Annotated in this window: 17 protein-coding genes; 1 reads left to right on the top strand and 16 read right to left on the bottom strand. The window is 66.4% G+C overall.

Annotation, left to right across the window (positions count from 1 at the left end; translation table 11 throughout):
• Nucleotides 1–14 precede the first annotated feature (14 nt).
• Complete coding sequence (locus AC07X5_RS12330) at nucleotides 15–9,047, bottom strand: PLxRFG domain-containing protein (protein WP_494770392.1); 9,033 nt, start codon at nucleotides 9,045–9,047, stop codon at nucleotides 15–17.
• Nucleotides 9,048–9,096: 49 nt separating this feature from the next.
• Nucleotides 9,097–9,846, bottom strand: coding sequence for a hypothetical protein (locus AC07X5_RS12325; protein WP_494770391.1), 750 nt, complete (start codon nucleotides 9,844–9,846; stop codon nucleotides 9,097–9,099).
• Between the two features lie 85 nt (nucleotides 9,847–9,931).
• Between AC07X5_RS12325 and AC07X5_RS12320 the strand changes: the two genes are divergently transcribed.
• Nucleotides 9,932–10,402, top strand: coding sequence for a hypothetical protein (locus AC07X5_RS12320; protein WP_494770390.1), 471 nt, complete (start codon nucleotides 9,932–9,934; stop codon nucleotides 10,400–10,402).
• A gap of 4 nt (nucleotides 10,403–10,406) precedes the next feature.
• On the opposite strand, the gene AC07X5_RS12315 is transcribed toward AC07X5_RS12320, so the two are convergent.
• The 14 genes from AC07X5_RS12315 to AC07X5_RS12250 all read right to left on the bottom strand — a co-directional run bounded on the left by AC07X5_RS12315 (nucleotide 10,407) and on the right by AC07X5_RS12250 (nucleotide 25,180).
• Complete coding sequence (locus AC07X5_RS12315; protein ID WP_494770389.1) at nucleotides 10,407–12,335, bottom strand: hypothetical protein; 1,929 nt, start codon at nucleotides 12,333–12,335, stop codon at nucleotides 10,407–10,409.
• A gap of 73 nt (nucleotides 12,336–12,408) precedes the next feature.
• Nucleotides 12,409–14,217 carry a hypothetical protein gene (locus AC07X5_RS12310; RefSeq protein WP_494770388.1) on the bottom strand — a complete coding sequence of 603 codons (1,809 nt, stop codon included), beginning with the start codon at nucleotides 14,215–14,217 and terminating at the stop codon, nucleotides 12,409–12,411.
• A gap of 2 nt (nucleotides 14,218–14,219) precedes the next feature.
• Complete coding sequence (locus AC07X5_RS12305; RefSeq protein ID WP_494770387.1) at nucleotides 14,220–14,660, bottom strand: hypothetical protein; 441 nt, start codon at nucleotides 14,658–14,660, stop codon at nucleotides 14,220–14,222.
• Between the two features lie 7 nt (nucleotides 14,661–14,667).
• Complete coding sequence (locus AC07X5_RS12300) at nucleotides 14,668–16,611, bottom strand: hypothetical protein (protein ID WP_494770386.1); 1,944 nt, start codon at nucleotides 16,609–16,611, stop codon at nucleotides 14,668–14,670.
• Nucleotides 16,608–17,792 carry a hypothetical protein gene (locus tag AC07X5_RS12295; protein ID WP_494770385.1) on the bottom strand — a complete coding sequence of 395 codons (1,185 nt, stop codon included), beginning with the start codon at nucleotides 17,790–17,792 and terminating at the stop codon, nucleotides 16,608–16,610. The genes AC07X5_RS12300 and AC07X5_RS12295 overlap by 4 nt, the downstream gene beginning before the upstream one ends.
• Complete coding sequence (locus AC07X5_RS12290) at nucleotides 17,786–18,667, bottom strand: hypothetical protein (RefSeq protein WP_494770384.1); 882 nt, start codon at nucleotides 18,665–18,667, stop codon at nucleotides 17,786–17,788. The genes AC07X5_RS12295 and AC07X5_RS12290 overlap by 7 nt, the downstream gene beginning before the upstream one ends.
• Complete coding sequence (locus AC07X5_RS12285; protein WP_494770383.1) at nucleotides 18,664–19,722, bottom strand: hypothetical protein; 1,059 nt, start codon at nucleotides 19,720–19,722, stop codon at nucleotides 18,664–18,666. Before AC07X5_RS12285 ends, AC07X5_RS12290 begins: the two co-directional genes overlap by 4 nt.
• Before the next feature lie 9 nt (nucleotides 19,723–19,731).
• On the bottom strand, nucleotides 19,732–20,532 hold the full coding sequence (locus AC07X5_RS12280) for a hypothetical protein (RefSeq protein WP_494770382.1): 801 nt from the start codon (nucleotides 20,530–20,532) through the stop codon (nucleotides 19,732–19,734).
• 7 nt (nucleotides 20,533–20,539) lie between these two features.
• Entirely contained in the window at nucleotides 20,540–21,208 is a 669-nt protein-coding gene (locus AC07X5_RS12275; RefSeq protein WP_494770381.1) for a phage adaptor protein, read from the bottom strand.
• Nucleotides 21,205–21,666, bottom strand: coding sequence for a hypothetical protein (locus AC07X5_RS12270; RefSeq protein WP_494770380.1), 462 nt, complete (start codon nucleotides 21,664–21,666; stop codon nucleotides 21,205–21,207). The genes AC07X5_RS12275 and AC07X5_RS12270 overlap by 4 nt, the downstream gene beginning before the upstream one ends.
• Before the next feature lie 63 nt (nucleotides 21,667–21,729).
• Nucleotides 21,730–22,209 (bottom strand): hypothetical protein, encoded by a 480-nt coding sequence (locus tag AC07X5_RS12265; protein ID WP_494770379.1) that lies wholly within the window; start codon nucleotides 22,207–22,209, stop codon nucleotides 21,730–21,732.
• A 68-nt stretch (nucleotides 22,210–22,277) separates the two neighbouring features.
• Nucleotides 22,278–23,570 (bottom strand): phage capsid family protein, encoded by a 1,293-nt coding sequence (locus tag AC07X5_RS12260; RefSeq protein WP_494770378.1) that lies wholly within the window; start codon nucleotides 23,568–23,570, stop codon nucleotides 22,278–22,280.
• A gap of 10 nt (nucleotides 23,571–23,580) precedes the next feature.
• Nucleotides 23,581–24,651, bottom strand: a complete 1,071-nt coding sequence (locus AC07X5_RS12255; protein WP_494770377.1) for a hypothetical protein — start codon at nucleotides 24,649–24,651, stop codon at nucleotides 23,581–23,583.
• Nucleotides 24,652–24,892: 241 nt separating this feature from the next.
• Nucleotides 24,893–25,180 carry a hypothetical protein gene (locus tag AC07X5_RS12250; protein WP_494770376.1) on the bottom strand — a complete coding sequence of 96 codons (288 nt, stop codon included), beginning with the start codon at nucleotides 25,178–25,180 and terminating at the stop codon, nucleotides 24,893–24,895.
• Between the last annotated feature and the right edge of the window lie 74 nt (nucleotides 25,181–25,254).

Raw genomic sequence — 25,254 nt, 5'->3', positions numbered from 1 at the left:
CCGCCCTATACGGGTCAGCCCTCGCGTGCCATCTCGCGCATCTGCTGGCGCAGCGCCTTCGGCACGGTGTCGGCAATCCGCTCCGTGCGGTCCTTGCCCATCTCGCGCACCCGCTTCCAGATGTCGGGCATCTTGACCGTGATGGGCTGGTCCGGGTTGTCCCGGTTCCAATCTGCCAGGCGCTCGCGCACCCGCTTCACGGCCGCTTCGTCCTTGCGGAACAGGGCATCGGCCCACTGCGCCTTGATATCGCTGCTGGTCTGGACATAGAAGCCCTTCGACCGCTGCATGAACGAGTTGCTCTCCTGCACCTCAGCCACGCTGCGCGGCTGGAACCCGATGAACTTGGACACGGCCTCGTCCAACGTGGTGTCGATCACCTTGTAGCCCTTGGTGTCCTTGTAGATCCCGCTGGTGGCCATGTCCGTGCCCTTCACAGCGTTGCGCACGGCTGCCGGCGACACCTCCAGCGCGGCGCCAGCCAGATCGCCGGTCAGCGCCTTGCGCGCCCCGGTGAAGCCGCGCGTCACCAGGTCGCCGGCCGGGCCCGCCACCTCCAGCAGATCGCGCTCGCGGTTTTGCTTGGACAGCAGCAGGCCGGTACCGGGCAGCAGATTGCCCATGCCCAGGCGACCGGAGATGTCAATGGGCGCGCCTGGCAGCCCTGACACGCCCTGCTCCACGAAGTCCGCCAGCTCCTTGCCCACGGTGTCGCGCAGCGCCTGCTTGCGCCACTGCTTGCTGCTCAGGTTGTAGCCCATGAGCTGGCCCGCGCCGTCGATCAGGTCTTCCAGGTCCTCCATGAACGGCAGTCCGCCGGCCCCGCCCATCAGCATCAGCATGGCCAGCGCCCAGCCCACGGCACGCTTGCCTTCGGGCCCGCCCTGGGTCCACATTCGCTGCATCAGCTCCAGATAGGACACGCTGTAGGTCTTGAAGGTGAACAGCGTGCCGCCGATGGCGCCCCGCGCCCAGCGGGGCTTGTTGGCCTTCGAGTAGACGAACTGCGATTCCACCACCGCGCGGCGCGCGAAGGCTGCCGGCGCATCCATGCCCTGGTCCTTGGCCAGCCGGTAGGCCGCGATGAATGTGGAGCGACGGTTGAACTGCTCGGCCAGGGCGAAGGGCTGGCCCCATGCCACCTTGACGCGCTCCCAGTTGTTGGCGGCCGCGGCGCGCGCATCCCCCACGCGGGTGCCGTCGCCCGTGCGCAGCGAGCCGGTGCCCCGGGCCTGGGCCATCAGCTGGTGGATTTCCTGCGGGCTCACCACGCCGTCATCCTCGGCCGCCTGCAGGGCCTTGGCCAAGTCCTCCTCATAGCGCCCGCCGCGCGCCATGTCGCGCACGGCCGCGGCCAGGTGCGTGGCCGCCTTCCGCATGCCGCCGTACTGCGACAGCCAGGGCATGGTGATCTGGAACGGCTGGGTCATGTTCACCAGGGCCGAGGCCACGGATCCACCCAGGTACTGGGCGAACAGCATGCCGCGCACGGCCTGGCCCTCCTCCTGCGGATCCTGGATGTAGGAGCGCAGGCCCATGGCCACGTCGCGCAGCTCGCCCTGCTCCTTGGGAATGCCCTCGATGGCGGTTTCCAGCGTGCCGGCGTTGAGCGCGCCGGCCGCTAGGCGCGCATTCGAGTAGACGAAGCTGGCCAGCACGCGGCCCACGTCCTCGCTGTAGCCCGCGATGCCCTTTCGGTGGATCAGGCGCTTCAGCGCGCTGTGGTTGTTCTTTGCCAGGGCCAGGTAAGCCTGGAATGCCTTGTCCTTCGCCTCATCGCCCGTGCTGCTCAGCCCCAGCATGCCGCCGAACTGCTCCAGGCTCTCGGGGGTGATGCCCTGGAACAGCTTGAAGGCCTCCTGGCTCATCGTGCCCGAGGTGACCGTGGCGCCCGGGAAGGTGCTGGCCATGCGCATGCGCATCTGGTTGGCCTCGCGCGCCGATTCGAACATCCCGAAGTACTCGCGCGTGCCATCCGGGCTCACCACGTCGACCGTGTACCGGCCGAAGCGCGACAGCGGCGCGTAGCCAGCGGCCTGCAGCTCCTGGGCGCGATCGAAGCTCTTCACCACCGCGTTGTTCAGCGCCAGCAGGCGCTCTGCCCGGTCGGGGTTCTCTCGCGCATCGGCCTGCAGGGTGTCCGTCAGCACCTGCATGGCGTCCGCCATGCTGTCCTGCTCCAGCACCACGTCGCGCATGCCGACGTACTCGCTGCCCAGGGCGCGAAGCATGTCGGCCCGGGCCGTCATGTCGATGGAGCGATCAATGGCGCCGCGGGCCTCCTGGTACAGGCTGACTTGCTGCGGGTTCAGCCCGAACAGGTCGGCCAGCTCCTTCGAGGTCCAGGCCACGCCCGGCCGCAGCATCTGCCCCTCGAATCGCGTGTTCACAGCCGCTTCGAACTGCCCCATAGGCAGGCCCTGCCACAGTTGCAGCACGTTGGGCTCGATGCGGCCGGCGCGCAGCAGGATCTGCGCCTTCTCCGCAGCCGGCAGGTCGCCGTACTTCTTGGTCAGGTCCTCCACCAAGGTGGGGGCGCCGCCCACGTCGCGGCCCCACATCAGCGTGCCCTCGAAGAGCGGCCGTGCGATGGCCGTGTTGTCGGCCGCCGTGATGGGCTTCTTCTTGAGGTCAGCCAACGTCTCCACGCGCGGCAGCAGCCGCGGCGCGCGGTCGGCCGCATCGTTGCCCAGCATGGACACGTCGTCGATGAAGCGTTGCGCGGCCTCGTACACGGGCTTGAACGCCGGAGCGCGCTCGCCCAGGTGCCGCATGGTGCCCACGGTCTTGTCCCACAGCGACACCTTGCCGGCGTGGGTCAGGGTCTGCTGGAGCTGATCCAGGGCGCTGTCCTTGATCTCCGACAGCTTGGAGCGGCTGAAGCTCAGTCCGCCTTCGGCGCCGCCGTCCTGGCCAGGATCGCCTTCATCTGCACGCTGGCTGCTGCTGCGTCCTGCCGCAACGATTCGATCTCGGAGTCGCTGAGCCGGTTCGTAGCGTGCGAGGTAGCGGGCTTCCGACTCGGTGAGGGCGTCGAAGCCGTAGCCTGTTGCGGCTCGGAAATGGTCTTCGAGGTCGCCATGTTTCTGTCGGAGAGAGGTCAGGATATCGGGAGAGGCCTGGATTTTTGCACTGTACTGCTTGCCGGTCAACGCAATGACCCCAGCCACTTCACCCCCGCCGCTGCGGATGTGATCGGCCAGCGCAGCGAAGGTGCCGCCCTGCGTCAGCGTGTCATCCACCAGCAGGTAGCTGGACGGCTGAACGGTGCCGGCGAAGTCCACAGGCGCAAAGATGCGGTCCAGGCCATCAAGGCCGGTGCGGTGCGCACGATTGGCCTGCACGATGCCGGTTTCCACATCGAGCCCGAGTCGGTTCGCCAGCACCTCGGCCACGGCCAGGGGGATCTTATTGCGCCCGGCCGCCTCCTCGGCTGAAACCGGCACCACGCGCGGCGTCTGGTCGCCGATCTGGGTTCGGACCTTCGCCACCAGTTCGGAGGTCACCAAGTCCTGCGCCAGGCGCATCGCGGCCTCGATGTTGCCCGCCTTGGCGGCGGCATAGTCGGGATGCGCTGTGGCCGTGCCCAGCGGCCCGCCGATGATAGCGTCCGGCGTGCTGACCGGGCCGGAGCGGCTGAAAGCGGGCTCCGCGCCTTCACCTGAGGAAGCGCGACCTCGCTCCACCCAACTGCGCGCCGGCAGGATGTACGCCTGGATGATGTCGTTGTCCGTAAGCCGCAGGCTCTGGAACCCGGGCACGTGGACACGCAGCCAGTTGCGAATCGCCGACACCGCGCGGCGCACGAAGTGCAGCTGCGGATTCTTCTCCGCCATCTCGGCCAGCACCTCCTCGGCCGCCTCCCGCACGCTCAAACCGTCCACCCCGCGCAGCCCGTACTCACGCATCTTGGCGGCCACATCCTTCTTGCGCATGGTGGCGATCTGGTTCAGCACCTGGTCCAGGTCACGCCCGAACTTGCCGCGCAGGCCGTGGTGGCCCAGCACCTCGTGGAACAGCACACGCGCCGCGTCGTTGGGCGTGCCCAGGCGCGAGGCCATCAGGTAGGCCTTGCCGCGGTAGTAGAAGCCCTCGGGGGCCCCCCGCGCGCCGCCGCTGCGCTGGCGCAGGTCGGCCCGGCGCGCGGCCGCGGGCACAGCAGGGTCCTGCATGTCGAAGGCCACCACCACCTGGGGCGCGTTTGGGCCCCAGGTGGTGCGCGCAGCGTCGACCGTCGCCTGGACGGACTGCACGGCCTGGGCCCGGGCGGCCTGGCTGAATGGCGACCTGCCCATGGCGGCCAGGAACCCCGCCGTGTCGAATTCCGTCGCCTCGGCAGCATCGCGGCGGAACACCGCCACGCCACCGCCCTCCTCCTCGCGCGTCTGGATGGTGCCCACCAGCTTGTCAAACGCCCCATTGATCGCCACGCGCTCATCGCCGGCGGGATACGGGCGCTTCCAGCCCCAAGGCGTGTCAATGACCGCGTTCTCGGGGGCGTGGTTCAGGAATGGGCTCTTTCCGCCGCGCGCGGCGATCTTGTCCTCGACATACCCCTGGAACGCCCGGGCCGCCATTTCGTAGGGCGTGGTCCAGTAGTCCTTGCCGCGCCCCTGGTCCAGCTCCTTGGCGTCCATGGCGAAGCGCGTGGGCACCATGCGGGTCTTCTCGCTGCTGGCCTGGGCGTCGGCCAGCATCTTCAGGCGCGCGCTGTAGAGCTGCATGCTCGAGCGCACCCGGTCCAACGGGCCATCGTTGTCAGCGGTGAAGCCCTGGCGGCCCCGCACCGCCTTCATGATCGCGCTGAGCTGGTTGAGCGCGTCGTTCGTCCACCGGGCCCCGGACATCACCGACCGGCCGCCCTTCTTGGACTCCACGCGCAGGTCCAGCAGCTCCCCGGCCACGATCTTCTCGGCGACCGCATCGAACTCCGCCAGCTGCTCGGCCGTCGCCGGCTTGTTCATGCGCGTGTAGTACTTCGGATCGAGCTGCCTGGCCAGGTCCTTGCGGATGTCGTCCAGCCGCTGCTGCACTTCGGCGCGCGTGGCAGCTACGAACTTGTCCGCCTTGGCCCCATCCTCCAGGTACTGCTCGGCTTTGCGCGACATCGTGCGCATCACATCGGCCAAGGCCTCGCGCAGCTCGGCGCGCATGCCTGAGCGCTCGCCGCGCGTCCCACCGCTGGCCATATCTCCCGCGGGGTCACCGTTCACCTGCAGCGAGCGCGTGCCGTCCTTGCCGATCACCCACTGCGCGGAGGCCTTGCCGTCCTGCCGGCCGAGGTAGTGGTCCAGCGCATGAAACCACTCGTGTGCCAGCGAGCCGGCTCCGTTCATCTTGGTCAGGTTGATGACCGCCTTGTCCGTCTCGTAGTGGGCACGCGCCCCAGAAAGGCCATGGCCACGTGCGCCGAAGGCCAGCGCCAGCTCGCCATTCAGGCTGATCGCGCGCGGCGGGATGCCCATCACCTCTGCCAAGTCCAGCAGACCGTCATAGGCATCGTTCAGCAGCTGCTGGCGCTCTGCCTGGTTGTTCCAGTTGCCGAACTCCACGCCCCTGAACCCAAAGACCTGGGTGAAGTCGCTGTCGCGCGCGTCGCCGGTGCGACGCTGCTCGCCCAAGCGCACCTCGGAGTCGGGCCGCGGCAGGTCAGCCTCGCCAAACGTGGTGTTCGTCTCGATGATCTCCTGCGCATGCTTGACCATGTACTCCAGCGCGGCCTCGCGCGTGGGGAACACCTGGTCGACCACCTTCACCCGCTTGCGCTCGGTCACGTCGCGCCAGATCTCGTAGCTCGAGCCCTCGCCATGGCGCACGCCCACGGGCCGGTGCTTCTGGCTCACCGCGATCAGCGGCACCGCGGCCTCGGCGTCCTCGCGGGTGGCGTAGCTGCGCTCCCCTACCCGGCGGGCCTGGCCGAACGCATCCTTGGAACGGGTGTCGCGCACGGTCCAGCGGCCTTCCTCGTCGGGCCGGGAGCTCTTGACGATCTGTGCGACCTCGAAGCGGCGGGCCCAAGCCGGGCGCTCATCGGTGCTGCGGGAGCGCGCGGCCTTGGGCCCAGCCGACTCGGCGCGGTCCTTGCGGGCGCCGCCGATCTTCTCGCCGAAGTCCTGGATTCCCTCGGGCTTCGGAGCCTCGGGCGCGGCCGGTGCCACCTGGGCCGGCTCAGGCGCTGCAGCGACCTCCTGTTCCGCCGCCACCGGAACACGGGCCACGGGACCCGCCTTCAAGTCCTTGGCATCGGGGCCGGTCGCATGCACGCGCTCGCGCTCGTTCGGCACATCCACCCACTTGCCGCCCTGGCCCCGGACCTGGCGCACAGTGACGCTCCAGCGACCATTCTCGTCGGGCGCCTGGTAGGACACCACGCGGTCATGGCCTCCGTAGCTCTTCACGATGTTGCCAGGCGTGAAGTAGTCGGCGCGCGCCTTGGCTTCGGCCTCCGCCTTCTTGGCCAGCACGCCGCGGGGCTTGCGCGCGGGGGCAGGCGGTGGCGCATCCTGCGATTTCTCGGGCACAACCTGGGGAGCGCTCGCCGCGCGCACCTGCGCCTGCAGCTTCTTGCGCTGTGCCTTCAACGTGACAGGCACCTTGCGGCTCTTCATCGCCGCCTCGATGTCCCCGCCGCCCTGCCCCGCCGCCGGCGCGGCCTGCAGGATCTTGGCCTCTACGTCGCGCAGTTGCTGGCGCAGGCCTTCGATTTCGCTGCCCTGCGCTTCAGCCGGCGCGCCAGGCGCTGGCGCTGCTTGCGCTCCAGCGTTCGCACTCGTGGTGCTGCCACCGGCTACCCCCGCAAGCCCAGCGCTTTGCGGGCCTCCGCTTCCTTGAGCATCTGGTGCTGCAGGTGCGACTGCTGGCGCTGTTGCGCCTTGCGGCGGTTGCGGGCGATCTTGCTGGGCTTGGTCGGCTTCAGGGCCACTGGCTTCTCCTTGGTTGGTGGCGGGTTGCAGCTTGGCGATGGCGTCTTCGATGCGGCGGCGCTGGGCCATCAGGGGCACGTTCCAGCTGCCGTTGTCGGCCGCACGCTGCTGCACCTGGGCGAGCTGGGCCTGCAGGCCAGCCAGTTCGGGGGACAGCTGCTGGTCCGCCAGCTCCCGGCCGGCGACCGTGCTGGCCAGGCCTGCGCGCTCTCGCTTCGAAAGTCGGGCCTCGGCTGCTGGTGCTGGTGCTGGTGCTGGTGCTGCGGCAGCAGCATCGGCTGCGGCCGTGGCCGGCGCGGGCTGCGCGACCTTGCCACCGCGCTTCTGCAACTCTTTCTCCAGGATCCGCCGCGTCTCGGGTTTGCGCGCCGCGCGATAGGTTTCGGTCAGCTGTTGCCCCGTCAGGTTGCCGATGCTGGCTGGCTCCAGCAGGTCTCCAGTCGTCATGTCCAAGCGGGTCTGCCCGGCACGCGCGGCCTTCTCGCCGTCCTGTTCACGGGCGGAGCGGGCCGCCACTTCTTCGTCATGCTGCTTTCGCGCAAGGCGCAGTTGCTCCATCTGCTGATTAAAGGCGTCTGCCGATCCCTGCAGCCCGGCCTCCGCTTGCTGCTGCGCTGCGTCGCGCTCCGCGATCTGCTGCGTCGCGCCAGAGTCCACCGCAAGGGCTGCAGCGGCGGACATGCTGCCGACGGCCGGGTCCAGGCCCATGGCCTGAGATGGCCGCATGGTGGCGGGATTGACGCCTGTGCGGCCCTCGAACTCCTGGTCGCCATTCAGCGCCACAGACCCATCGGGGAATACGGTGGGCGTGCCAGCGAGGGGGTTGAACCCGAGCGCCGGGGTTTGACGGTCGCCCAGGGCAAGATTGGCGGTATCGATCTCGGGCGGCGCACCCTCCTCGACGGTGTACGGGATGCCGGACTGATCGGCCTGGGGCAGCAGGCCTGGCGCCGGCTGCGTGCCTGCGCGCGGGTCGAACGTTGTGCGCACGCTGTCCATGGCGCTCGGCTCGGCCAGCGGCGTGTCGCGTACATCAGCGCCCTGGGCGGGCAGGTCGCCACCCATGGGCGCAAGCTCCAAGCCCGGCGCGGCCGGCGCGCCAGTCGCGGAGTCGGCGCCAGGGGCGGCCGCTTCTTGGCCAGGCGCTGCAGCTGCACGCGGCCGCGTCGCCGCGCTGTACCCGGCGGCACCAGCGCCCATGGCCCCACCGGACAGTACGCCCATCACGGCCGCGCCATCGAGGTCGGTATCCCAGGGCTTGTCCAGGGCCAGGTTCTGGAACAGCTGCTCGGCCACGGATTGCGGCAGCTCTTCCAGCAGGCCTTCGGAAATGGCGCCCTCGATCACGCTGCGCGGCACGCTCTTCGGAGCTTGGGCCAGCAGAGGGTCGGTGGCGGCGCGCGCAGCATCGTCCGCGTTCTTGCTGGCCACGCCCTTGGCGCCCTGGGCCAGCATGGTCTCGGCGTCGCCAATGCCCAGGCGCTGAGCCACGCGGCCGCCAGCGGCACCGAATACGGTGGTGGCCAGGCCCGTGGCGCCGGCCAGCGCTGTCTGGGTGGGAGTGAGGCGGCCATCCTCGGTTTCCTGGCGGATCTGCTCGGCGGCGGAGCCAGCGGCCGTGACGCCTTCGCCGATGGCACCAGCTGCTACAGGGCCCACCTTGGTGGCGAGCTGCACACCCCGCGCGGCAACACCGCCGGCCAGCATGGGCGCGATTGATTCGCCCACCGTGCGCACGATCATGCTGGGGTTCGACAGCGCGACCTTGGCTTTTTCCACGATGCCATCGGCCTGCTGGAACTGCTGGTTCTGCTGCTTGGTCGCGTCCGAGTCGAACATCTCGGACACGGCCTCTTTGGCCTGCTTGGGCCGGAAGCCTACGGTGCCGCCCTCGTTCTCCAGGGCCTTGCCGATTTGGCCGCCGGTGGCAATATCGGCAAGGCCCACCACCGCCTCGGGCACGGCGATGGCGCCGCGAGCTGCTACTCCCAGGGCGTCACCGACCCAGCCTTTGAACCCGCGTGAAGGCTCTTTCCCATATTCAGGGTCTAAGAATGGATTGGACTTCTTGGCGCTCGCTGCGTCAGCGCCGTAGTTGGGATCGGAGAATGGGTTCTGTGCCATCCCCCCACTCTCGCCGCGCCCCGCCCGCGCGTCGAACCCTATGCAGGGTCTAGATTGGCGATTGTGGAGAAGTGATGGGAGTGGAGTCCTTGAACCACTGCTCTAACTGGTAGCTGAGTGCATGTCGTGCTAAGTGCGTCTCAACACGGATCGGTTCAATTCCAGTTTGGTATGCCTTCAAGAGCATTTGCGATTTTGCGAAATCATCCGCCGTTTTAAAACTCGCATCGTCTGACAGCTGCACCCCTATCTCCACAGCCTTCATCGACAGCGAGTGCGCCTTTTTGTACCAACTCTCTCCAACAGCAATTCTAAAATCGTGCGGAAAAAAGAATGAATGCTGGCCGACAATTTTAATAACATCGTTGGCCAGTTCCTGCAGCTCAAAAGCTCTAGTCATAAAAACTATCTCGCTCGGCGTATTGTCGAACGAGGGGTGGGTAGCGGTGACAACAGCCCAATTGAAAGCGCTGAATGCCGCCTCAAGCTTCAAAATCGCATCAGCTCGTTTTTCGTCGTATCTCGAAAAAACCGTGTTTTGAGCATGGCCAGCCACCGCAAGGGTGGCATCGATTTTTGACTGCATTTCAGCAAAGCGGGCTGCCTGTTCAGCGAGTTCTGCTTTGCGCTTTGTGTCATGGTCAATTGCTTGCAACTTGAGCTTCGCATCGATACTCTTTAATTGAGCGTCAAAAGCAAACTTTAAAACAACCCAAAACAAACCTCCAGCCGCTGCGAGCTTCGCAAGAAACTCAATCCAAAAATCCATAGCAGCCTCATATTGCTTAGTGAATGGCAAATGCTAACTCATGCAGCGAATCCATGAGAGCTCCCGACTCTCAATGTGGGCACACCTGATAGAGTGGTGTCAGGAGGAGAACACCATGGACACCATCACCAACCTGTGGACCGGCCGCGCCGGGCTCGCCAGAACCTACTGGGGCTGGGGAATCCTGGGTGGCTTCCTTTGGGGCATTGCCATTTCCTTCGTTATTCCAGGCAGCCCACCCGCCATCTTGCTGATGATGGCCTTCGCCGCCTACTTCACCCTCGTAAGCACCGGCACCTGGCGTGCGGCAACGCTCTACCAGGGCAAGGCTGTGTGGGCGCGCCTGGCGAAGGTGGCCGCAGCCTTTGGATTCGTGACGATAGCCGTCATCCTTCTTGGGTTCGCGTTTGTCGCCAAGACCTTCGTAATTGAGGGCCGGCTGCCAACGCCGGTCCACGCAGGCAAGGCGGGAACACCGATTGCAGCGCCTGCGCCGCCGCAGGCCGGCCCCACTCAGCCCCCAGGTGCCGAAAATCCCTTCAAGGATCCAAACTACGGCAAGGAACTGCTGCAGAAGCGGCAGTAGCTCATCACCCGCCGAGCACCTTGGCCGCGGCGCCTTTCCCGTATACCTCATCGAACTGCGCTGCCTGAGCAGGGTTCGCCTTCAGTGCGGCCACGTGATTCGCTGACGGCTGCTGTGCCGCCCCCGGGCCCTCCATCCGCTTCATCTCTCCGGTGCGCTCATTCACCGCACCCAGGATGCTTTCGGTCTTGTTCCCCTGAGCATCCGTGCCACCCTGCAGCGCCACAGGCTTCCAGCTGTCGCCCTTCCCGTTGAGAGTCTGCAGTGCGGCCTGGGCCTGCTGACGCTGTGCCGGCGTGGCGTTCGGATCGATCAGCGTGTTGCGCAGTTGCTCCTGCTGCCGCGCTGCCCGGGTCTGGAACCCTCGCACGGTCGATTCTTCGGCCGCGCGCTGCGCCTCGGTGCCCGCGCGGCGGCCTTCGATGGCGAGGCGGCCCATATCCACCTGGAAGCCGCGGGCCGAGCGCTGGTCAGCGCCGGCCTGCTGCACGCCTTCCCGCTGAATGGCGGCGTTGGCGTTCATCGCGGCGACCTCGGACGCGGGCTGCCCAGCGCGCAGCGCCTCGTCGGTGACCACAGCGGCACGATACGCCGCCTGCGCCGGGTTGTTGCCCTTCGTGGCGTCGAAGCGGCCGCCGTTGTTGGTGATGCTGCTGGCCGACACCTCGAGGTTGCGCAGCCGGTTGCGGGCCGCCCAGTCGTTGTCCGAGTTCCTGGCCACCGGCGCCACGACGGGCGCGGCAGACCCCGCCATGGCCGCACGCCCGGCCTCCGGGCTGAATCCGCGTGCAGACAGGTTGGCGGCAGCCAGGTCGTTCTGCGCCGTCGGCCGACCGGTGGCCGTGGGCCCCGTGCTCGCCGCCGCAGCGCTGTCGCCATAGCTGTTGCCGCTCCGGTAGATGCCAGGTGCAATCTCGGTCGCACCAGGTGCCGCCGGCGGCGCATCCGATACGCTGGACCCAGGCATGCCGCTCTTGATCGCCATGGGGGCAGACACAGGCGCCGCGCTGGCGGCGGGCGCCGTCGGCGTGGCGGTGGGCCATGGCGCTGTCGGCGGCGCACTGGTGGCACCCGGCTGCTGCCCGATGGGCGTGGAGTCTCCCGTCACGAACGTCTTCAGCGCGTTCGCGGCAGGGTCGATGGCGCGCGCCGCGCTGGACGCCACGTCATCGGCCAAGCCGATCAGGGGCGTGGCCGCCACCCGGGCGCTCTGGCCAACCGCCGCGCCCAGGCCGCCCTGCTTGTAGGCATCCCTCGCATCCTGCATCGAGCCCTTGACCGCAGCAGTGGTGCCCGGGAAAGCGCCCGCGACGAAGCCCGCCACGCCACCCGGCTTGCGCTCATCCTCGACCAGGCCACCACCAGCGAAGAACTGGCGCGGTTCCTCAGGCGCGGCCTTGGTGCGGGGCGTGAAGCCACGCGCGGGCCGGTGGGTCGCATCCTTGATGCCGTCCAACGTCTCCACGCCCACAGCATGCACCTGGTCGGGCGTGAGGTTGTATTCCCCGTTGCTGATCTGGGCGGGCACGGTCTTGCCGCGCCCCGGGACGAAGCCGCGCGTGCCGTTGCCCATGCGGTCCAATGCCTTCTCGCCTACCGCCGCGGTGCTGTCCGCCGGCATGATGTAGCTGCCCTCGGGCAGTTCGGCAGGGATATCGTCGCTCGTGCCCGTGCCCGGCCCGCGAACCATGCCGCCGTTGGCATAGCCCATGGCCTGCACCTGGGGTGCCACAGCCTTCAATCCGGCCAGGCCACGGCCGCCAAATGCAGCAGGGTCGAAGCCGCGCGCCGCCGGCGCGCTGGCGCCCTGCGGGTAGCCCATGGCCTGCACGGCCGGGATGATGTTGCGCAAGCCATCCAGGCCGCGCGCGCCAAACACCGCGCCGCCATCGGCGAGATGCTTTCGATCTTTCTGGGGGGCGAAGCCTCGCATGTCGATTCCTTGTATTGGGGTGATGCGCGCCAGTGTCGGCAGTCCTGGCGCGGTGCCCAAGCCCTATGCGGGCTCAGATGGTCTGCGTGAGCGTGGCGCTGCCGCTGATGGATGCGGAGGTGGCCACCATCGCCCAGGCGCTGGCCAGACGCTGCGAGCTGGTCGTGTACTCCACCTTCGCCGCCTCCAGCATGGCCGCGCTCTTGTGCTGCAGCGCATCCGCGTTGTACTTTGCCGCCGTGAAGGTGATGTTCTGGCCGGCCTGGTACTGCTGGATCTCTGCCTCCCAGCGGCGCATGTAGCTGGCGGCCTTGGCCTCGATGGCGCGGGCTCCCATGGCGTAGCCATTGACGATCACGCTGGACGTGCGTGCGGCGGCCTCCACCTGGGCCGATGCCGCGGACAGCCGGGCGCGCCATCCTTCCCACTCCAACTGCTTGGCAGAGATCAACGCCTGGAAGTTCGCCACGTTCAGGCGGGCCACATCGGCCGCCGCGCTCGCGCGGATGCCGAAGGCCTTCACCTCTTCGCCGTACACCTCCATGCGCGCCTTCTCGCCTTCCAGCTGCACCTTGTGGAGTTCGGCCTTGGCCTGCTCGGCGTTGACGGTGGCCACGAAGGCCTTGATTTCCTCGGCGCCGGCCTGCACGCGGGTGCGCTCCAGCTCCACCAACGTTTGCGCGGCGCTGACGCGGGCCTTGTAGATCTCCACGCCCGCCATGGACGCATCGATTTCGGCCTTGAAGCGGTCCACCAGCGACTTGTTGATGTCGGCCTTGGCCTGCTCGGCCTGCAGCAGCGCCTTGAACACCTCCACCTTGTTCATCTCGGCGCGGATCAGCGTCTCGTACACGCTGGCCGTGACCCGGTAGCCCTCCAGCAGCGCCTTGAAGCGATCCAGAGCAACGTTGTGCGTGGTGATCGCGTTGTCCGCCGTTTCCTTCGCCACCTGAAACGCCAACTGCTCGAGCTTAAAGGCGTTGTCCAGCATCACGGTTTCGAGCTGGATGGCGGCCTGCGTGGCCTGCTGGGCATTGGCCTGCTCCAGCTCTGCCTGCTTGATGGCGAGCTCGCGCGAACTGGCCGCAAGCTGGTCGGCGGCCTGGCGGCGGCTATCGAAGAGCTGGCCCGCCAGCACGCCCTGGGGCAGCGGGTAGCCCAGGGCCTCAAAGCCGCGCAGCGCGTCCTGCTCGCGCGCCAACGCCAACGCCGTCTCGCGGTCAAGGTTCCGCCCGAAGATCTGCGCCTCCACGGCCGCGTTGATGCCGGTGCCCCCGTGGACCATTTGCTGCAGCCGCGCGCGCACGGCGTCGAGCAATTGGCTCGCGTACCGCGCGCCGGGCGTGAAATCGAATGGCGCGGGCTCCACCAGCACCAGGTCGGTCGGCATGTTCTCCAGGCGCTGCGCCCAGCCCTCGTGCATGTTCACGCCCCCGAAGGTGTGGGTCTGCAGTGCCAGGAACGACGGCGCATCGGGCAGCGTCACGGTGGGCGCATCCGGGATGGCCACGTCGCGCACGGCGGGCAGCGTGGGCGCGCTGCCGATCACCAGCACGGGCGCGGGCCCGATGTTGAGCGTGGGCGCGGTGCCGGTGAACTCGGGCACCTGCATCTGCGGCAGCACCGCCTGCAGCGGCGCGGGCAAGCCGTCCGGGATCTGCAGCTCGATTGTTGGCAGGTTGGGCACGTCGCCCACATCAGGCAGCTGGGGCGCCGGGATGGAATCCCATTTCGCGCTGATGGTGGGCGGCTTGAAATCGGCCGCCTCGCGAAAGGCCTGCGCGGTGGCGGCCACCTCGCCAGCGGCCGCATCGGAAATCGCGATGGAGCGGTCCCACTTTTCATTGACGATCTCTGCGGCGCTCTGGGTCACATCGGCCATGGTCAAACTCTCCTCGTTTTCGATTGCAGGTCCAGCACCTCGATGCGGTCGAGGCGGAACATCTGGCCCGCAGGGTTGCTCAGGCCGAAGCCGATGTAGTTCTGGCGGATGCCCTTGCCCACTTCGCAGCGGGTCTGACCTTCCTTACGCAGCGCGAACTCGTAGTTCCATGCCACGGGCGGTTCGCCCAGCACGGTGAAGCGCATGCACCCCCGGCCCTTGATCGACAGGTAGGCCATGGCGATGTGTGTCTTCAGCGTGCTCTCGCGCAGGGTGGGTGGCAGCCGAACCACCGATACGATGGGCAGCCCGTTGTCGTTGTCGCCCCCCAGCTCGTACAAGCCCGATGCGCTCCCGCCGTGGGTGGGGGTGATGCTCTGGAACGTGTGCCGCGTGTACTCGGTGACAGCGCCGTTAAGCAGGTTGCAAACGATGGTGGTCATGGTGGCCTCACACGGAAAAAATGGATGCGTTTCGGACGGCGCGGGCATTCGTCGGCAGATCCTTGAGCACCGTGTTGAGGGCCTTACCACCCTTGTCGTCCACGAGGAATATCCAGCTGCGGTGCTTCTCCCGCGAGCTGGAGTGCACCTCTTGGATATTCAGGAGTAACGCGCCAGTCATTGGATCGCTGGCCATGAAAATCACATGGCGTTTGAAGTTCTGCAGGTCTACGGCCACGGACAGCAGCTCCACGCCTTTGCACTTGACCTTGAGGGTGGATTCGTAGGTAATCTCGTCCATCGTGAAGTCGCGGCCATAGCCCTGACTCGACTCTGGCATCAACTTCCAGATCCACTCCTGGCGCCGCATGTTCTTGATGTCGTAGTAGACCGAACATTCGAGCTCGTCGTCTTCGAACAACGGGGCCGGACCGCTGCTGTTTGTGTAGCTGTGGCCCTGCCCCGTGACTTCGAGTTCTTGAATACTCGGAGCGCCACCACTGTCGGGGTAGAACGTGTGGCCTCTAATTTCCCAGTCGTCCGTATAGTCCACCAATACCTCCGACCCGAAAGCACCGTACCGGGTATCGGTCTTTTCGCGGTGTTCAATGCCGAGGTTGGTAATGTCAGTTGAGAACCCGAGTGGGTTATCGGGCCACCGGGTGATAACTACTGTCTCTTCGAAGTGCCTGGTCGAGTAACCTGACACATGAACGCGCCGGCGATCCCCCGCATCGCTCACAGGTTGCCCGCGGCGGTCAAACTTATACGAGTCCGGCCCGTAGTTATAAAAATCGATTTCTCCCAGAATCGAGCCGACCACGTTGTAGTCGCCGGACCCCTCGAAAGGCTCTGTAGCGCCGTAGTCTTCTGTAGGTGGTTGAGTCCCGTAGATGACATCGCCCGTCGTAGTGTAGGTACCCACCACACCAGGTGTTCCAGACGAGGTGGCCTTACCGGACTGACGCCACAAGGTGCCGGTGACGCGGTCGCGCGCTTGCGTGCGGTCCAGCGAAATGCTGAAGCCAGTCGGTGTGAAACGGATCGTGTAGAAGCCAAACCCACCGGGGGCTTGCCCAGTGGCCCGGGCCTCGGTTCCATCGTCCTTGAAGGTGATGGACTCACGATCCAGGAGCCGTCCGGTGGGCATCACCTGGGAGTCCACCAGGTCGTAGCAGATGGTCTCCTGGGCCTGCGTTGCAGAGCCTACCCATAGCTCGACACGATTCTCAAAACTGCCGTCAACGAATTCACTGATGAACTGCACTTGCATCGGCAAGCGCACCTCACCCTTCTGGAACAGGAAGGGGATGGGGTTGTCGCGCGAGCGGCCCATGAAGGCCGAATTTTTGAAGATTTGGGTATTCACACCATCCTCTTCATCGTTGTACGCGAGGCCGTTTACGCCATAGCCTGTGGCACGAAAGAACGGCACTTCCACGTCCGGCTTTCCATCCACGCCGGTGTAATAGAAGAGTCCTGTCTTCGAGGCGTTCACCGCCTTGCCACCAGACAGGCCCTTGGGCTTGCGCACCTTCCATTTGCCGTTGGCCTTGCGCGTTTTCCCCTCCAGCTGGGGCGTCAGCAGGTAGGTGATGGGAGCGCCCTCGTCATCCGCGTGGGCAGGGATCGGTGTGCCATCGAGATTGACGAGGGTGATCGCAATGCCGCTGAACCTGTCATCGCCGCCGGCGGCCGGCCAGATCTGCATGATGGTCTGCGGGCCTACGGTCACGATGCGGTAGGGCGTGCCATCGGGCAGCTTGGCCGTGCGCGTGGGGTTGGGCACGTTGGACAGGCGGGCGTCGGTGCAGAACTGGGCGAAGGCCTGTTGGGCCTGGTTGAGCGTCAGGGCGGAAGGCTCGACCCCGCCCTCTACGCGCAGCTCGGGCGGGGCCTGCGGTGGTAGAGGGATGCCGGTCGGGCCGAATGCTTGCGGGCGCCAGATCATTGCGGGATGGCGATGTATTGGGGGATGTCATTCAGCAGGCGGAAGGTCGCGGCCACCTCGGTTACATCGGTGCGATACCGCTTGCCGGTGAGGCTGCTGGTGCTGCCGCCACTGAAACCGGCCACGATTTCCCCGCCCGCGATGCAGACCATGGCCGTGCCGCTACCCGTGCCTTCACCCTGCTGCACCTGGTTGCCCGGTGCAGACACGCCGGACCCCAGAACCACAGCCCCACGCTTCGTCGGGTTGTAGGTCAGGCCCTCCCAGGTATCCCCACCCAGCCACACCAGGTCTTCGGTGGTGCCCACATAGATCCCGTTATCCACGGCCTGCAGCAGGGTGATCGTCGCTGGCATCTGCTTGAACGCGCGCCATTCGGAAAGGTGCGGATTGCTCGGGCGGCTGGCCCAAATGGCGTTGCCCACGGCCACCAGGAGCCGGCCGCGCCAGGCGGCCATGAGCGTGCCCGTGGGCAGCAGCTGCGTGCCCGTCGTGCGGCATGGCAGCAGCGTGATGTCCGAGGCCTTGCCGCTCCACTCGAAGGTGCCCGTGGCGGTTCTGCCGATCAGCATGGCTTGCTCGCCGTCCTGAGTGGTCAGGTGCACCAGCACCTCGTGGCCCTCACGCTGCGGCAGCCCATCCAGCCGGATGCCGCCGCTGACCACCGCGAACGGCGCCGAGGCGACCGACGGGCTCTCCACGCCATCGGCCAGCCGGCGCATGGTCAGCTCATAGCGATAGTTGCCGGGCGCCAGCCCGCCGAAGGCGTCATCCGGCGCGCCCAGGCTGTCGGGCGGCCGCACGCAGATGTCCAGGCCCTGCAGCCCATCGGTGATGCCGCTCTGCAGGCCATCGCTGAAGGTCGTACGCCCGCCCGGCAGATCGCAGTACCAGACCCGGCCGAGGCCCATGGCCGGGTGGATCACGTGCCGCGCGCCGCCCGGGTGGATGGCCACCAGCGCGTTGCCCGTGGTGGCCAGTTGGAAGCCCCCGGCCGGGTAGCCGTGGGCGTTGTGCAGGTTCTTGTGGCACGTGGCCGCCACCTCGGTGAAGCCCATGCGCCGCTGCACCTCCCCGGTAAGGCCGATGTCCACGTCCGTGGCTGCCAGCATGGCTGAGCCGTCCAGCCGGTGCTCCTGCACCACGTTGTTGATGCCCGAAAAGCTCTCGAATGTCAGCATTGGTTGCCCCGGTCGACGGTGATGTCGCCCATCTCCAGGGCGAAGTGCTGGCGCACGCGCAGGGACATGCTGGGGTTGCCCAGATCGCCCATCTCCAGCGCATGGATGCCACCGGCCTGCAGCGCCAGCGCCGCGACCTTGACGATGTGCGCGCCATGGCGGCCCAGGTCAATGCCGTCCAGGGGAATGGCCAGGCTGCTGGTGATGTCGCCCATCTCGAGCGCACGCGCGCCTTGTGCCAGGATCCCGATCCGCACGGGGCCCAGGTCCCCAAGCTCCAGCGCGAACGTGCCGGCCGCCTGCAGGCCAACGCGCACCGGCCCGATATCTCCCATTTCCAGCGCATGCACACCGCCGGCCTGTATGGCGATGGGACTCAAGCTGACCTCGATGTCCCCCATCTCCATCGGGCGGTGACTCATCGCCAAAAGAGTGGTGCTGCTCGGAAGGATGGCACCCACCTGGAGGCTGTGGAACGGATGGCGGGCCAGCTCAATGCCGGTCAGCCCGATTGCCATGTCCGTGCCGTTGCGTGCAACGATGTCTCCCACCTCCAGGGCCACTACGCTCACGTGGTTGATGGTGAACCGCGGCACATGGGTGCCGGTGGACGCCAGCTCGATGCCATCCAGGTCGATGACCATGTTGTAGACCAGCACAGCGCCGGCTCCGGTAGATGCCAGTTCGATGCCTTCCAAGGGCACCATGGGGCCGAGGGTCACATCCCCCATCTCCAGCGCCACAGCGCCGCCGATGGCGCCCAGGAAGCCGGTGGCCGTGGGCTGACCACTGAGCACCAGGTCGATGCCGTCCAGCCCATCCTCGTTTCCTGCGCCATTGATGAGCGTTTGGCCGATGAGCGATGGATAGGTCACAGGGCCGAGTCCAGTTCCACGAAAAATCCGTGCCAGTAGAAGCGGCCCAGGCAACGGCCACCGGATGCAGGGGTAGTGACCTCGAAGCGCAATGCCTCGTAGTTCACGATGGCGCCCCCGACCGAGATGGGAATCCGGTGCACCGTGTCGTGGCCGTTGATACTGGCCAGCGACACTGCATTGGCATAGCGTGTCGGGGCCGAATCGGTGCCGACAGATACCGTTGGGGGCGTGCCTGCCTCGTAGCGCTGGCAAATGAAGCCCACCTCGGTGACCACGAGGCCCAGCATGTTGTTCGTGGTGAACACAGCGGGCGTGGGCGTCGCCCAGAAAGTGCCCCCTGTCACGCCCACAGGGTTGCCATCACTAGAGAAAGCAGGCTCTCCGCTGATAGTCAGGTAGTCGGCGTTGATGTCTTCGATTTCCAGCCAGTACTGGTAGCCATCGGGCGTGCTCGGCGCCACCACGCTGCCGCGCCGGTAGTCGCCGTCAACCCAGGGCGCGACGGCTCCCAAGTCCACTGGTATCGTGCCACCGACGTGCACACGCGAGAACTCCAGGTCCAAGCCACTGCCCGATGGCCCAGCCAGTTGCAGGATTGGGCGGCCGCTGATCTGCACGGCATTGGACATGCGCGAGCGGCCGTTGATAACGACGCTGTCACTATAGGACGTGCTGCTGCTCGCCTTCACACTGCCCAGCAGCACACCGTTTCCGCTGGGCATGCGCACGACCTTCGTTTCATGGTCCTGCTGCAGAAATACGCCCAGCATGCCGGCGGTGATGTTGGCCCGCACTTCCGTGCCGACGGGCCATTCTTGCTCGGAGCCTTCTACGGCGCGCACCACGGTCAGCGCAGGAGCGCCGGCCGTGTCCGTGACGTAGACCACCTCGTACTCACCTGGCAGGGTGCCATGCGTGAGCGTGAGCGGAATCACCTGCCCATCGGATGGGCTCGGGAACAGGCTGGCGCTGTCCACCGTCATGGTGGTTTCGCCAGTGCCCAGCACCGCCGCCAGGGTGGTCTTGGCGTTGTTGGCGTAGAGGTGGGTCATGGAACCTCCTTACGCTGGCACCAGGCTCACAATCTTGGCCGCGCCGTTGGACCACTGCAGCAGGATGCCGGCACCGTTGGTGGCCAGGGGCAGCCCCGCCACGTCCGTGAAGCGCATGATGAGCGGGCTGGTGGCGGCCGTGCCTGTGTGCTTGTAGAGCATCACGCTGCCGATGGTGCTCCCCGCGGCAAGCACGCCGAAATCCGCATCGTTGGCGTCGAAGACGCCGCCGGCCACCGACTTGCCGGTCAAGGCCACGGCCGAGCCGACGATGGCAGGGATGTCGTCGAGAAAGTCGTGGTTGGGGTCGTACACGTAGGAGGTGGGGACCAGGATGGCGCGGATATCGTCCGTGACCATGTTGATGGTGCCGGACCACACCTTTTCCGCGCCCTTGGGGAAGTACGGCGCGCCCAGGCGAGCCACCTTCTTGATGGCATTGGGCCACGGAAACGAGACATTGCCGCCGTTGGTCGCCAGGGGCAGGCCGCTGCCTGTGTCCCACCACAGCAGCAGCGGGCTGGTGGACGTGTTGCCCGTGGCCTTGGCAATGGCCACGCCCTTGATGGTGTTGCCCGGGGGCAAGGCACCGAAGTCCAGGGTGTCAGCCCCCAGTGCACCGTTGGTGATGCTCTTGCCGGTCAGGTCCACCGGAGTGCCGATGGTCGTGCCCAGGGCCGCCACATACTGGTCGGCACCGTTGAAGGTGTAGGTGTTGGCAACCAGATAGGCGGTGAGCGTGTCGGCCAAAGCGTTTACCCCGCCGCTCAGGACGGTCTGCATGCCGGGCTGGAAGGAAGTGTTGGACATGGTGGGCCTATGGAAGGATGGAAACGTTGTGGTGCACCTGATCGGTGCGGGTGGCACGGCGCGCGTCGCTGTCCGGCATCGGGCCGAAGTAGGCTGTGAAGGCCTTCTCGGCCTTGTCGGAGCGAGTGGGATCGAACAGGTCCGCGTCCGGCACGCTGAAGGCCTTGTGCAGCGCCCACTGCACCAGGTGCTCGTGGTGCATCGAGTGGATCTCGGGCTTGTCGGCGGGGTGCTTCAGTTCCTGCAACGGCAGCCGATAGCACTCCAGCGACAGCACGTCGCCGGCCTGCACGGTGCCCACCAGGCGCAGGGTGGTGTCGTCTTGGATGGCCATGCAGGAAGGCCGGTCCATGCGGCGCCAGTCGTGCACATTGGCGTCCAGCCACTCGCGCGACTTCAGGTCCACCTCGCGCGGCCGGTCGCCGTTGGCAGGCAGGATCTCCAGGTGGATCAGCTCGTAGGCGGCAGGGTGCAGCTGGTAGGTGTGCTTGCCGGCGGCGAGCGCCATCCGGCACACCGCGTCCAGTTCGTCCTCGCGGATCAGCCGCCCGCGGATGCAGGCCTGCGCCTGCGCTTCGTTGAGCCACAGCTTCACATCCTCGTCGGGCGACAGGAACGGTTCGTTCTTGTCGCCCGACAGGATGCGGAAGCTGCGGATCAGGCCGGAGAGGTTCATGGCATCCCGTACTGATCGACGAAGCCCTTGGCGCGCTCGCGCACCTTCTCGACACCCAGGTTGCCGGGGATCTTCTGCCGGTACTTGACCTGCGCCCACTCGATGAGCGCGGCCTTGTCCATGCTGTCCAGCGAATCCAGCAGCACGAAGCGCGCATCGTCCTTCAAACGCTGGTCATCGTCCTTCTTCTGGGCTTCGTCCAGCAGCTGCTGGGTGTCGTCCTTGGGACGCTCGGTGTTCATCTGGTCAGTGCTCTCGGGCGCCTTGTTGACCGCCGGCGCTACTGCGGCTTCGGTCGGGCAGAAAACGTCCGTGTGCCGCAAAAAGCGCTGTGCCAGCGTTGGCGGCACGGTGCGGCTCTGGCCGTTGACGAAAGTCAGGCCCGAGCGGTAGATGCGGTCGATGAACGGATCGTCGCGACCGGTGTAGGTCACGGCGATCCCTTGGGGCTGGCTCATTTTGGGCTCCTGGTGTTGCGAACGAATGGGCGGGCGCAGGGCCCGCCTTCATGCTGGGACTGCTTACTTCGGTCCCAGGCGCTCGCCGTGCACGATGAAGTCGATGCGAGACGCCTTCGCGTTCGCAGCGACAGCCGTGGTCAGCACCAGATACGCCGGCTTTGCCAACTTCAGCGGTGCCTTGCTCGACGTGGTACGCAAGCGCGCGGCAGTCGCCAGGTTCAGGCCGGTGCCGAAGTAGGCTGCATCCTGTGGCACCTCGGCGCTGTCCACGCCATCCACATAGACGAAGCCCAGGGAGCCCGTGATGGTTGCGGTCATACCCACAGACACGATGGCCTGCGCGTCCTCCAGCAGGAAGCCTTCGGGCAGTTCCTGCAGGCGGATGACATCGCCGGCCGCCACGGCCGCGGTGCTGTCCGAGTTGATGACTGCGCCGGCCGCGGTGGTTTCCAGAGTCGCGCGAAAGGTAGTGACGTTGCCGTAGGGCGTGAAGCCGCCGAACTGCTGATCGCCGATGTGCTTCTTCGTGATGGTTGGCATAGTGCCTCCAAGGAATCGGGTTGGGAGGGAAGAGTGCGAGCCGGCCGCGACGGCCGGCCCGTAGACCATCAGAAGCGTGGCTTCATGATCTTCACGGCGGTGTCCAGGACGGTCACGCCGTGGTCGGTGAACTCCGTGTGGTCGCCGTGGTCCACCGCGAAGCGGATCTTCGACATGCCCAGGATCGCGCCGATCAGCAGTTCCATCTTGTCGCCGTGGTCGCCCTTTACCTCGCTCCAGAAGAACGGGATGCCCGAGTGCTCAGAGGCACCGAAGGCCATGGCCAGCGCCTGGCCGCCCAACAGCAGGCCGCGGTCCACCGCAAAGGTCGTGCCGAACGATGCAGGTACCAGGCAGCTCGATTCCACTTCGGTGTCATAGGCGGCGCAGTACTTGATCGTGTCGCCGGCATAGAAGCGGATGGGCTTCGGGTTCTTGAGGATCAGGATCCCGTTCCAAAGGCCGGCATCGCCCAGGAACAACGGGTGGTCCTTGGCAAGGCGTGCGCGAGCATGGGCATTCGACTGGAACGCGCGGAACGCGGGGTCCGTGGCGAACTGGCTGTACTGCGCTGGGGTCGCCAAGAACACGCGGATCGGGCTGTCCGTGGCGGCCTGGTCGTTGTCGAACTCGACGGGAGGCGGCGGCAGCGCCACCGTGTCGCCCCATTCGCGCACCGAGTCCAGCACATCCATGGAAAGCACGTCGGTGGACGCGATGTCCAGCTCGCCGCCAACCACCTTGAGCTCACCCACCGAGCCACCGTCGGCCACCAGATGGCGGTTCCGGGTGGGCGCCTTCACGCGATTCACCATGATTGCGGCGAACTTCGGGTGAGTGTCCACGGGCACAGTCCATTCGATCTTGTGATCGTGGTAACCCCGTGCCCCGGCCATGTGCACAAGAGCGGACTGGTCCAGGTACTGGTTCATCAGCCGTTGAGCCTTCGGGCGGCCCAGGCGGCGCATGTCGAAGGGACTGCGGATCTGCGTCATGGTGTTCCCCATATCGATGGGGAAGCGGGCCTGGTTCACGCGCAGCTTGTCCTCGGAATAGGACATGCCGGTGCCCCGGCCCTCGGCATGCTCGCTGCCCATGATGGGATACGCACCGATTGGGTTGTCCAGGTGGAAAGTCACCTCTTCGCCCTTGTTCTTCGTCAGGTTGTCAGCCCGCACGATAGGCATGGAGGTCTTGGACTGGTTGCCTTTTGCGGCGGCCACTGCGCCGTCCAACTTGGGCATCGAGCCCGTGAGGTGGCGCATCTGCGTGTTGCGCTGCGTGGTGGTGTGGAAGACACCAACCGCCTGCTCGATCATGGCGCCTGGTGCGCCACTCGGAACGTTGGTCTTGGTATTCACTGGAAACTCCTCAGCTTGTACGGTTCAGCCAGGCCTCGATCTGCTCTTTCGACATGTGTTGGGTCGCTGTCAGCATCTCGGGGCCGCTCATGTCCGCCGTGGCATCCAGCGCCGAAGCTCCGCTTGCGTGGCCGCCAGGGATGCTGGACAGGCTCGAAGGGGGTTCAACGCGGGCGCTCGCGACGGCCGCCTGTGCCGCGGCCTTGGGGTCCGCGGCGGTTGGTTGAGAGGGTTTCTGCGTCGTCGCCTTGGTGTAGGCGTCGAACACCTCGACGATCTGGGCAGCGCTGCCGCCTTTCTCGCCGTCGAACAGGCTCCAGTACGCATCGCGCACCACGCTCGGATGACCGTCCACCCAGGCCTTGAACTCCGTGCTGCCGACGATGGAGTCGGCATTGGGATGTGCCTTGTAGATGGCCTCGTAGTGGTTCGCGGATTCGTCTTGCTGGTGCTTGGTCTGCAGTGGCTGCACAGCCTTCGCCACCTTGGCGTCGACCTGTGCCTCCACCAGACGCTCAACCAGCTTCTGGATGCCCGCAGCCAGCGCGGCCTCGGAGAAGTCGCCGAACAGGTCCGCATCCACGCCCGCCTCGATGGCAGCCGCTGCTTGGGCTGCCATGTTGTCGGTCTTGGTCGGTGCCTGGCCAGCGTCTGCTCGGGCCTGCGCCTGCGCCTGCAGATCGGCCAGCTGACGCTGGGCGGTTTCTGCGGCTGCCTTCCACTGCTGCTCGCCCTGGCGTGCCTTCTCGAGCCGGTCGTAGGGGATGGTGTGCTTCCCATCCTTTGCCAGCACCACGGCCTTGGTCGGGTCGATCTGCGACTCGTCCACCTCCATTGCGCTGACATCCACGGTCTTGCCGTCGTCGGGCTTGCCCTGGGCAGCAGGCTGCTGCTGTTCTTTCTCGGTGCCAGCTTCGGCGCCAGTTGCTGCAGGAACAGTGGTGGTCGCGGGCGCGCCACCGTCATCCGCCGCCGTAGCGCCGGTATCGCCCGATGCTGCCAAGGCATAGGCCTGGGCAGCCTGTTCCGGCGTCAATGCGCCATCGATGCTGTCGTAGAAACTCTCTTGTGATGTCGTCATGCCTGTCCCGCCACATATCGCCGTGGCCGCCGAGGGCCAGCAATCCGGTGCAGGCCTTGAAAGCCTGCGCCATCTGCTCATGAATCCAGAGCACCTGCGTGCCCTGGTCTTCGCGAACCACATGCGTGATTCGCTTGTGGGGGAGTGTCAAAACACCAGGCTTTTTCCCTAAGCCCTATACCGGGCGGGCATGAAAAAGCCGCCTCGGCGGGCGGCTTTTTATGCGCTCAAGCGCAGCGGGTCACATGGACGGGCACATGCGCCACAGCGGAGGCACGCGGGGCCGGTCGCGCTGCATCAAGCGCCGAATGAAGGCCCTGGCCATCACCAGGGCCACGCGCGGCTTCTCCTGTGCCGGCGCCTCAAGCTGCAGGCCGCTGTCGATGAGCACGCTGGTGGCGAAGTTCCACACGCGATGAACGGCGGCCACCGCGTAGTCACGGACAGCGAGGGCGGCCGACATGACCGAGCCGGCAGCGGCAGCGAGGGCAATGGCAGCGATTGAGAGGAAGCGAGAAGAGCGGGACATGGTTGAACTCCTGAATAGTGCCGTGGCTGCGGCTGGCCCCTGGCCTTGACGGGGAAGCCCCATGCTCAGGCCGG

Source organism: Acidovorax sp. GW458-11-26-14-TSB4 (assembly GCF_059423865.1).
The sequence above is the reverse complement of the archived record's forward strand: the minus strand, read 5'-3'. Positions and strand labels throughout refer to the sequence as shown.

Coding starts and splice junctions, on each gene's coding strand:
- AC07X5_RS12330 (WP_494770392.1), bottom strand. CDS start 9,047: ATGGCACAGAACCCATTCTCCGATCCCAACTACGGCGCTGACGCAGCG.
- AC07X5_RS12320 (WP_494770390.1), top strand. CDS start 9,932: ATGGACACCATCACCAACCTGTGGACCGGCCGCGCCGGGCTCGCCAGA.
- AC07X5_RS12315 (WP_494770389.1), bottom strand. CDS start 12,335: ATGCGAGGCTTCGCCCCCCAGAAAGATCGAAAGCATCTCGCCGATGGC.
- AC07X5_RS12310 (WP_494770388.1), bottom strand. CDS start 14,217: ATGGCCGATGTGACCCAGAGCGCCGCAGAGATCGTCAATGAAAAGTGG.
- AC07X5_RS12305 (WP_494770387.1), bottom strand. CDS start 14,660: ATGACCACCATCGTTTGCAACCTGCTTAACGGCGCTGTCACCGAGTAC.
- AC07X5_RS12300 (WP_494770386.1), bottom strand. CDS start 16,611: ATGATCTGGCGCCCGCAAGCATTCGGCCCGACCGGCATCCCTCTACCA.
- AC07X5_RS12295 (WP_494770385.1), bottom strand. CDS start 17,792: ATGCTGACATTCGAGAGCTTTTCGGGCATCAACAACGTGGTGCAGGAG.
- AC07X5_RS12285 (WP_494770383.1), bottom strand. CDS start 19,722: ATGACCCACCTCTACGCCAACAACGCCAAGACCACCCTGGCGGCGGTG.
- AC07X5_RS12280 (WP_494770382.1), bottom strand. CDS start 20,532: ATGTCCAACACTTCCTTCCAGCCCGGCATGCAGACCGTCCTGAGCGGC.
- AC07X5_RS12275 (WP_494770381.1), bottom strand. CDS start 21,208: ATGAACCTCTCCGGCCTGATCCGCAGCTTCCGCATCCTGTCGGGCGAC.
- AC07X5_RS12270 (WP_494770380.1), bottom strand. CDS start 21,666: ATGAGCCAGCCCCAAGGGATCGCCGTGACCTACACCGGTCGCGACGAT.
- AC07X5_RS12265 (WP_494770379.1), bottom strand. CDS start 22,209: ATGCCAACCATCACGAAGAAGCACATCGGCGATCAGCAGTTCGGCGGC.
- AC07X5_RS12255 (WP_494770377.1), bottom strand. CDS start 24,651: ATGACGACATCACAAGAGAGTTTCTACGACAGCATCGATGGCGCATTG.
- AC07X5_RS12250 (WP_494770376.1), bottom strand. CDS start 25,180: ATGTCCCGCTCTTCTCGCTTCCTCTCAATCGCTGCCATTGCCCTCGCT.